Origin of the sequence: Kitasatospora sp. NPDC059160, from assembly GCF_042755465.1 — a bacterium.
GTDB lineage: Bacteria > Actinomycetota > Actinomycetes > Streptomycetales > Streptomycetaceae > Kitasatospora.
The window spans coordinates 159,886-168,780 of record NZ_JBHZCN010000003.1 but is presented as its reverse complement, the minus strand read 5'-3'; the positions used below and the strand labels follow the sequence as shown (position 1 = coordinate 168,780).

Genomic DNA, 8,895 nt, shown 5'->3' with positions numbered 1-8,895 from the left:
CGGCACCGTCCTGGCCACCGACAACCAGGGCCAGCCCGTCAACGACCCCACCGGCAAGCCCCTGATGGTCCCCACCCTCACCGGCATCGCCACCACCACCAAGATCGGCGGGGTGCCCAGCGACACCTGGACCACCCTCGGCTCGGACGGTGACATCACCGGCAACGGCAACGCCGCCCTCTGGGGCACCAAGGCCGACGGCTCCATCGACATCTGGTGGGGCAAGGTCACCACCCCGGGCAACCCGACCGCCGGCTACACCTGGCAGGTCGGCCCCAACACCATCGCCAACACCGCCGTCAACCCGTCCCAGTGGGTGCTCGACGGCCGCACCAGCGGCGACACCGGCGACACCAACAAGCTCTACCGCAACGGCGACGACCCCAAGAACAGCTACCCGACCGGGGCCACGCTGACCGCGGACCACAACCGCACCGCCAACAAGGCCACCGCCTTCGACGGAGCGTCGGTCTACCGCACCACCGCCCCCGTCAACAGCGGTCTCGACACCTCCCGCAGCTACAGCGTCTCGGCCTGGATCAAGGTCAACAACCTCGACAACTTCCAGACCGCCGTCTCCCTCACCGGTGACGTGGCCAGCCCGTTCTACCTGCAGTACTCGAAGACCTTCCACAACTGGGCCTTCGTCGCCCCCAGCAGCGACAGCACCAACCCGACGGCCTGGTACTCCGCCTACGACCGCAGCGGCCGCACCAACGCCACGGTCGGCCAGTGGACCCACCTGACCGGCACGTTCAACGCCGACACCTCGACCATCACGCTGTACGTCAACGGCGCGGCCGTCGGTTCCGACAAGATGCCCAGCGGCTGGAAGCCGGCCCCCGGCAGCCTGAACGCCGGCGGCGCCGCCTACAACAAGTCCGCCGCCAGTGACCTGGTCAACGGCGCGATCAGCGACGTCCGGGCCTACCCGTACGCGCTGACCGACCAGCAGGCCAACACGCTCGCCACCACCGACTCGGCCATCCAGATCCGCAGCGCTGTCGACAGCCGCAAGTGCCTGGACAACTGGGGCGGCAACGCCGGCGCCCAGCTCCGGATCTACGACTGCTGGAACGGCGAGGGCCAGCACTTCGTGATGACCAAGGACAACCGGATCAAGATGCCGATCTCCGGTCGCTGCCTCGGCACCGCGGACGCCGCGGCCGTCAACGGCACCCCGGTCGTCGCGCAGGACTGCGGCAGCAACCCGGCCTCCCAGGCCTGGGTCCGCCGCTTCGACAACTCGCTGTACAACCCGACGTCCGGCCTCTGCCTGGACCTCAACGGCTGGAACACCGCCAACGGCCAGGGCCTGGACGTCTGGCAGTGCGCCGACCAGGGGAACCACCACTGGATCTTCGAGGCCCAGCAGACGGTGTAACACCCGCAGGACCTCGTCACCGCACAGCGCTGTCCCCCGTCGGGAGTCCACCCGGCGGGGGACGGTGTCGTTCGGGCGCCCGGCGCCGGACCTCCCCGGGGATTTTGCTCCGGCACCACCCGGTGTGATCAACCTGCTTCTCCGAGTAAGGTCCAGCCACGGCCGGGTACCGGTCGGTGACGAACCCTCCGGAGCCGAGGAGTGCGACCGTGCCCGAGCAGGACCGGCAGGCAGGCCAGTTCGAGCACCTGCGGCCGCGGATGCGGGCCCTCGCGTACCCGCTGCTGGGCTCGCACGCGGAGGCGGAGGTCGCGGTGCGGGAGGTGTGGGTCAGGCTCGGCCGGATCGATCCGGAGGAGGTGGCGGACCTCGCCGAGTGGTTGACCACGGTGACCGGGCGGGTCTGCCTGGGGCTGCTGGGTTCGCGGGACGCCCGGCCGCGGCGGGCGCCGGAGGCGGTGGCCGGGCCCGCGCGCCCGGTGCCGTCGGACGGGTCGGTCGGGCCCGCGCTGCTGGCCGCGCTGGAGGCGCTGGCCCCGGCCGAGCGGGTCGCCTTCGTGCTGCACGAGGTGTTCCGCCTGCCCGTCGACCTGGTCGCGACCGCCCTCGACCGGACCACCGCGGACACCCGCGGGCTCGCCGAGCAGGCCCGCCGCCGGGTGCACGGGCCCCGTGCGACGGGTGCCGGGGGCAGCCCGGCCGGCCCGCGGCGGTGGACGTTCTCGGTGCGGCGCCCCGCCACGGGGACCGGGCGGCACTGACGGCCCGGCGGCCCGGCGGCCCGGCACGGGTCACTGCGGCCCAGCTGCGCCGGTCAGCTGCCCGCGGTGTCCAGGCGGTGGCGCTGGTCCGCGTCGAGGACCAGGTCCAGGGCGGCCAGGCTCTCCTCCAGGTGGGCGACCGAGCCGGCGCCGATCACCGGGACGGTGGGGACGGGGTGCCCGATCAGCCAGGCCAGGACGACCTGGTTGACGGTGGCGCCGGTCTCCTGCGCGACCTCGGCCAGGGCCGCGAGCCGGGCGTCCGTCCCCGGCCAGCGGTACTCCTCGCGCAGGGGGCGGTCGGGGCGGGTGTAGGAGCCCCCGAGGAGCGGCGAGTAGGCGAGCAGAGTGAGGTCCGGCCGGTCCGCGAGGTGGGCCAGCAGGGCCCGGTCGGCGTGCCGCTGGATGCCGAGGTCCGCGCCGGGCCGGGGCTGGAGGTGGCTGTGGCGCTGCTGGACGCACCGGTAGCCGGGCCAGCCGCGCGCGTCGGCGAGGTCGTTGGCCGCGGCGAGGTCGGCGGCGCGGTGGTTGCTGCAGCCGAGGGCGGTGACCTTGCCGTCGGCGACCAGGCCGGCGAAGGCGCCCATGGTCTCCTCGACGGGGGTGGCCGGGTCCGTGACGTGGGCGTAGTAGAGGTCGATCCGGTCCGTGCCGAGCCGGCGCAGGCTGCCCTCGGCCGCGCTGCGCAGGGCGGGGGCGGAGAGGCCTTCGAGGTGTTCGGGGTAGGGCAGTCCGGGGACGGGACGGGCGCCCGCCTTGGTGGCGAGGACGAGCCGGTCGCGGTTGCGGCGGCGGGCGGTCCAGCGGCCGAGGAGTTCCTCGCTCTCGTGGCCGGTGCCGCCGGGGGCCCAGAACGCGTAGTTGTTCGCGGTGTCGATGAAACTCCCGCCGGCCTCGGTGAACCGGTCGAGGATCGCGGTGGCGGTCCGCTCGTCGACGGTGGTGCCGAAGGTCATCGCGCCGAGGCACAGCGCGCTGACCTTCGGTCCGTCAACTCCCAGGCTGAGGTGCAGCATCGGTGGTCCCCTCCCCTGGTCCGAGGGATCGACCCTACGGCGTCCGCCGCCCGGCCGCGAGCACGATCCCGGCGCAGGTACTGCCCAGCAGGGCGCCGGCCAGGACGTCGCCCGGGTAGTGGACGCCGGTGTGCACCCGGGAGTAGCCGACGGCGGCGGCGAGCAGGCCGAGCGGGGCGGCGGTGGCGGGCAGCAGGGTGCCGACGGCGGTGGCCAGGGCGAAGGCGGAGGCGGTGTGGCCGGAGGGGAAGGAGGCGCTGGCCGGCATCGGGACGTGCCGGCCCAGCACCACCCGGGCGGCCTCCCGGTCCGGGCGGGGCCGGCGGACCAGCTGCTTGCCGAGGACGTTGGCGGTGAAGGAGGCGAGGGCGACGGCGGCCGCGCCGGTGAGCCCGGCGCGGCGGCAGCGGCCGGGGACGAGGGCCAGGGCGGCGGCGACGGAGAGGTTGATCTTCGAGTGGTCGGCGGCCGCGGAGAGGGTGCGCAGGGCGGAGTCGAGGGCGGGGGTGTCGGTGGCGGCGACGGCGGCGTAGAGCGCCGCGTCGAGTGCGGTGAGGTCGCGCAGGACCGGGCCGGTCACCGGTGGCCCCCGGAGGGCCGGGCGGCCTGCGCCGGGTGCGTGCCCGCCCCGGACAGGGCCAGCCGGGTGACGTCGCGCCAGTCCAGCGGGTGGGCGTGGGGCCGCTGGGCCGGGTCGGCGCCGGGGCGCTCGCGCGGGACGCGGACCCGCAGGGCGCGGTGCCGCAGGGTGCAGACCACCGGGGTCGGCAGGGTCAGCGCCTCGCCGTCGACGGCGACGGCGATCTCGGGGACGTCGGCGTGCACGGTGACCTGCCGTGCCGAGAGCAGGGTCAGTGCGGCGGCCCGCTCGCCGAGCAGGACGAGTTCGGCGGCCTGGGCGGCGCCGTCGACCCGGACGCCGACCACGCCCAGCAGGCCCTCGTCCAGCCGGGGGCGGCGGCCGAGGTCGACGGGGTCGGGGGCGGCGTACGGGTTGTTGCTGACGAGCAGGGCCTGCGGGGCGTCGATGCGGTGCCCGTCGGCGCGGGCGGTGAGCGTGGGCCCGGCCTCGCCGGTCAGCAGGTCGGGCAGGGCGCCGAGGGCGGTGGCGGTCTTGGCGTCGCGGTACTCGGGGCTCTGCACGATCTCGGCGTAGGCGCCGAAGGAGACGGTGTTGACGAAGGTCCGGTCGCCGACCCGGCCCAGGTCGACGGTGAGTTCGACGCCGTCGCGGAGGGCGTCGAGGCAGGTGGCGGGGTCGGTGCGGTCGAGGCCGAGGTCCATCGCGAAGTGGTTGCGGGTCCCGGCGGAGACGACCAGGAACGGCAGGCCGTGTTCGGCGGCGACGGCCGCGACCAGGGCCTGGGTGCCGTCGCCGCCGGCCACGCCGAGCAGGTCGGCGCCGTCGGCAATCGCCCGGCGGGCGAGTTCGGCGACGTCCTGCTCGGCGGAGGTGTCCAGCAGCACCACCCGGGCGCCCAGTTCCTCGGCGCGCCGGACCAGGTCGAAGCGTTCGACCTTCCCGCCGCCGGACTTCGGGTTCATGATCAGGACGGGCTGCCGCGGCGGCGGGGTCTCCCGGGCGGGCATCGGGCGCGGCGGCCGGGCGGCGCGCAGCGCGGCGCGGCCGCACGCGAGGGCGGCGAGCCAGAGGGCCACGGCGGCCACCGTGAGCGCCAGCACCCCGGTGTCGTAGGCGAGCAGGACGCCGGCGGCCGGCGCGGCGACGGCCAGCAGCGCGCCGATCAGCCGCCACAGGGCCCGCCGGGTGATCGCCCACCAGACGCCGACGGCGGTGACCACCAGGCCGACGAACTCGGCGAGCAGCACCAGCGGCCCGTGCGGGCCGGTGAAGGCGAGCACGACCACGGCGGCCAGTGCGCACAGCAGGGCGAGCCGCGCGAGTCGGCGCGGTCGGCGCCGGTCCACCACGTCCGCCACGTCCCCCGCACCCTCCACGTCCGCCATACCCTTCACCGACCCGCTCCCCGTCGACCCACCCGCCGTCGACCTCGACCCGCTCGCCATCGGCCCGCCCTCCTCCGTTCGGCCCCGTCCGGTCCGGTCACCGTAACCTGAGGGCCCGTTCGGGGCGCGTCGAACGGGCCGTGCGGCGCGGCCGGTTCAGGGGCCCGGCGGGCCGCTCCCGAATGTCCAAAAACAATTCCGGGGCCGCCCGCCGGGGGCCCCGCCCCGGAGAATCCGTCCGGACGCCCCGACGAAGCCGGCACGTGTACGAAGCATCTGCGTCAGCCATGGTCAGCCCAGGATCACGTACGATAGCGCGGGGGTTATGGCGAGAATTCGCCGGGCGTACAGAAACCTCCCGCACGGACTGTCCGGTTAATGCTGTGACTGTAGTGTCCACGGGGGAATCTGGTGTATACCAATACGCTGAGCGCGTTTCGGTTGACGGGGAGGAAGGCATGCTGCTACGGCTGCTGGGGTCGGTCGAACTGGTCCATGAGGGGCGCTCGCTGGACCTGGGGGGCCCGCGGCAGCGGGTGGTCCTGGCGATGCTCGGACTGAACGTCGACCGGACCGTCTCCACCGAACAGCTGATCGACGCGGTGTGGGGGGACGCACCGCCGACCACGGCCCGCGGACAGATCCAGGTCGCCGTCTCCACCCTGCGCAAACGTTTCACCCAGGCCGGCCGGCCGGAGGCGATCACCACCCGCTCCCCCGGCTACGCGCTGGAGCTGGAGCCCTCCGACGTGGACGGCCTGGAGTTCGAGCGGCTGGTCGCGCTCGCCCGGGAGGAGGGCGGCGCGGGCCGCGTCGAACGGGCGGCCGCCACCATGCGCGAGGCGCTGGCCCTGTGGCGCGGACCGGCGCTGGACGGGGTGCCCGGCGAGCTGGCCCAGCGGGCCGCGACCCACCTGGACGACCGGCGGCTGACCGTCCTGGAGGAACGCGTCCGGCTGGACCTGCTGCTCGGCCGGCACGGCGAGCTGGGCGCCGAACTCGCCTCGCTGACCGCCCGCCACCCGCTCCGGGAGCGGCTGTACGGGCACCTGATGCTGGCGCTGTACCGCTCGGGCCGGCAGGCGGACGCGCTGGAGGCGTTCCAGCGGGCGCGCCGGGCCCTGGTGGAGGAGATCGGCATCGAGCCGGGCCAGGAGCTGCGGGAGCTGGAGCGGGCGATCCTGTGCCAGTCCCCCGGACTGGACCTGCCGGGGCACCGCGACGGGCACGCCCGGCACGCCGCCGCCGACCCGGCCGCACCGTCGCTCGCCCCCGCACCGGCGCCCGTACCCCCGGTGCCCCTGGTGTCCGTGGCGCCGCTGTCGCCGCCCGCCGACCGGGGCACGGCGGACCCGGGCTCCGCTCCCCCGCCCGCGCCCACGGCTCCCGCCGCCGCCGCGCACCCCGGCAACCCCGGCCACCTCGTCCACACCGGCCAGGCCACCCACACCACCCACACCGTCCAGGCCACCCTCACCACGCACCCGGCACACCCCGCCGCCGAGGCCGCCTTCCGCCTCACCCCCCGCCAACTCCCGGCCAGCATCAGCGACTTCATCGGCCGCCGGAGCCAGCTCGACGAGATCAAGAAGCTGATCGTGCCCTACGCCGGCACCCAGGCCCCCGGCTACGCGGTGCCGATCGTCAACATCTGCGGCCCGGGCGGGGTCGGCAAGTCCGCGCTGGCGGTGCGCGCCGCGCACGAGGCCGGCGCCCACTTCCCGGACGGCCACCTCTACGCCGACCTGCACACCCCGACCACCGAGCCGGGCGCCCCCGGCGAGGGCGGCGAGGGCCGGACCGGGACGCTGCTCGCCCGCTTCCTGCGGGCGGTCGGGGTGCCGGCCAAGGCGATACCGGAGGACCCCCAGGAGCGGGCCGAGATGTACCGCAGCCGGCTGGCCGACAGCCGGGTCCTGGTGGTCCTGGACGGGGTGACCAGCGCGGAGCAGGTGACGCCGCTGCTGCCGGGCAGCGCGAGCTGCGCGGTGCTCGCGACCAGCCGGGTCCGGCTGTCCCGCGTCCCGGGGATCCACCGGGTGGACGTCGAGGTGTTCGACATGTCCAACGCGCTGGACCTGCTCGCCGGGATCATCGGCAGACCGCGGGTCCAGGCCGAACTGGACACCGCCGTCGAGCTGGTGCACCTGTGCGACGGGCTGCCGCTGGCGCTGCGGATCGCCGGCGCCCGGCTGGCCTCGCACCCGCACTGGCCGGTGGAGCGGCTGGTCCGGCGGCTGCGCAACGAGCGCCGCCGGCTGGACGAGCTCAGCCACCACGGCCTCGAACTGCGCTCCACCATCAGCCTCACCTACCGCGCCCTGCCGCCTTCGGCGCAGCGGCTGTTCCGGCTGTTCTCCCTGGTCCAGCTGCCGGACGCGCCCGCCTGGATCGCGGCGGCGCTGCTGGACTGCGATCCGTACACCGCCGAGGACACCCTCGACCTGCTGGTCGAGGCCCAGGTGATGGACATCGTCCAGTACCCGAACCAGCCGGGGCCGCGCTACCGCTTCCACGACCTGGTCCGCGCCTACGCCCACGAGCAGCTGGTGGCCACCGAGGACGCGGCCGAGCGGGAGGCCGCGCTGACCCGGATGCTGGGCGGCTGGCTGGCCCTGGCCGAGGACGCCCACCGCCGGGAGTACGGCGGCGACTACACCGTCATCCACGGCACGGCCGAACGCTGGCGGCCGCCGCTGGAGGGCCGCTCCGGCGCGGCCGGGACCGGGGTGGACGGCTGGGACACCGAGCGGCTGGCCCTGGTGACGGCCGTACGGCAGGCCGCCGCGGCCGGGCTGGACGAACTCTGCTGGGACCTCGCGCTCACCTCGGTCACCCTGTTCGAGGCCAAGGGGCACTTCGACGACTGGGAGGAGACCTCCCGGCTGGCCCAGGAGGCGGCCGTCCGGGCGGGCAACACGGTCGGTCGGGCCGCGATGCTCTACTCGCTCGGGACCCTGCACATGTTCCAGACCCGGCACGAGCAGGCCCAGGAGCACTTCGCGCTCGCCCGGGAGCTGTTCGAGGCGGCCGGGCACGACCACGGCCGGGCCCTGGTGCTGCGCAACGACGCCTTCCTGGACGGGGTGCGCGGCGACGACCTGGCGATGCGGGAGAAGTACGACGAGGCGCTGACCGTGATGCGGCTGGTCGGCGACCGGATCGGCGAGGCCCACATCCTGCGCAGCCTGGCCGGCTGGTGGATGACGGCGGGCCGGCCCGAGCAGGCCCGCACCCTGCTGGAACAGGCCCTGGTGATCTGCCGGGCGGAGCACTGCGTCCGGGTGGAGGCCCAGGTGCTGCAACGCTTCGCCGAGCTGCACCTGTCGGCCGAGCGGACGGACCTGGCCGAGGACGCCCTGCGGGAGGTGCTGCGGATCGTCCGGGCCGGCGGCGACCGGATCGGCGAGGCCTACGCGCTGCACGGCCTCGGCACGGTGCACCGCCGGGAGGGCCGGCTGGACGGCGCGGTGGACACCCTGACCCGGGCGCTGGAGCTGTCCCGGCAGGTCGGCGAGCGGGCCGTGGAGGGCCGCTCGCGCTACGCGCTGGCCGAGATCGCGCTCCGCCGGGCCGACCGCGCCCAGGCCGCCGGGCACCTCAAGGCCTGCCGGACGCTGTTCACCGAACTCGGTTCCAAGCCCTGGCTGGAGCGCACCGAGGACCTGCTGGCCGAGTCGCGGCGCAGCCCCGAACCGGCCGCCGAGGCCGGACCGGCGCTGCGCCTGGGGAGCCGCCCGGACCGCTGCTGACGGCGGACCACCGC

6 protein-coding genes are annotated in these 8,895 nt (G+C 75.3%); 3 read left to right on the top strand and 3 right to left on the bottom strand.

Going from position 1 to position 8,895, the window contains the following annotated elements; genetic code table 11:
- Positions 1-1,384, top strand: a 1,384-nt coding sequence (locus ACFXOZ_RS02425) for a LamG-like jellyroll fold domain-containing protein (RefSeq protein WP_380586727.1), incomplete at its 5' end; no start/stop codon positions are given.
- Between the two features lie 209 nt (positions 1,385-1,593).
- The gene (locus ACFXOZ_RS02420; protein ID WP_380586724.1) at positions 1,594-2,145 is read left to right on the top strand and encodes a hypothetical protein; all 552 of its coding nucleotides are present in this window, start codon (positions 1,594-1,596) and stop codon (positions 2,143-2,145) included.
- Positions 2,146-2,198: 53 nt separating this feature from the next.
- Here ACFXOZ_RS02420 and ACFXOZ_RS02415 read toward each other — a convergent pair whose 3' ends face one another.
- The 3 genes from ACFXOZ_RS02415 to ACFXOZ_RS02405 are packed head-to-tail and all read right to left on the bottom strand — an operon-like array spanning position 2,199 to position 5,129.
- Positions 2,199-3,161 carry an aldo/keto reductase gene (locus ACFXOZ_RS02415; RefSeq protein ID WP_380586721.1) on the bottom strand — a complete coding sequence of 321 codons (963 nt, stop codon included), beginning with the start codon at positions 3,159-3,161 and terminating at the stop codon, positions 2,199-2,201.
- Positions 3,162-3,195: 34 nt separating this feature from the next.
- Complete coding sequence (locus ACFXOZ_RS02410; RefSeq protein ID WP_380586718.1) at positions 3,196-3,741, bottom strand: phosphatase PAP2 family protein; 546 nt, start codon at positions 3,739-3,741, stop codon at positions 3,196-3,198.
- Positions 3,738-5,129 (bottom strand): diacylglycerol/lipid kinase family protein, encoded by a 1,392-nt coding sequence (locus ACFXOZ_RS02405; RefSeq protein ID WP_380586738.1) that lies wholly within the window; start codon positions 5,127-5,129, stop codon positions 3,738-3,740. Before ACFXOZ_RS02405 ends, ACFXOZ_RS02410 begins: the two co-directional genes overlap by 4 nt.
- Before the next feature lie 458 nt (positions 5,130-5,587).
- On the opposite strand from ACFXOZ_RS02405, the gene ACFXOZ_RS02400 reads away from it, so the two are divergent.
- The gene (locus tag ACFXOZ_RS02400) at positions 5,588-8,881 is read left to right on the top strand and encodes a BTAD domain-containing putative transcriptional regulator (protein ID WP_380523175.1); all 3,294 of its coding nucleotides are present in this window, start codon (positions 5,588-5,590) and stop codon (positions 8,879-8,881) included.
- The last annotated feature ends 14 nt before the right edge of the window (positions 8,882-8,895 follow it).

Excerpts from the sequence above, each read along its gene's own strand:
- ACFXOZ_RS02415 (WP_380586721.1), bottom strand. The coding sequence starts at position 3,161 with ATGCTGCACCTCAGCCTGGGAGTTGACGGACCGAAGGTCAGCGCGCTG.
- ACFXOZ_RS02405 (WP_380586738.1), bottom strand. The coding sequence starts at position 5,129 with ATGGCGGACGTGGAGGGTGCGGGGGACGTGGCGGACGTGGTGGACCGG.
- ACFXOZ_RS02400 (WP_380523175.1), top strand. The coding sequence starts at position 5,588 with ATGCTGCTACGGCTGCTGGGGTCGGTCGAACTGGTCCATGAGGGGCGC.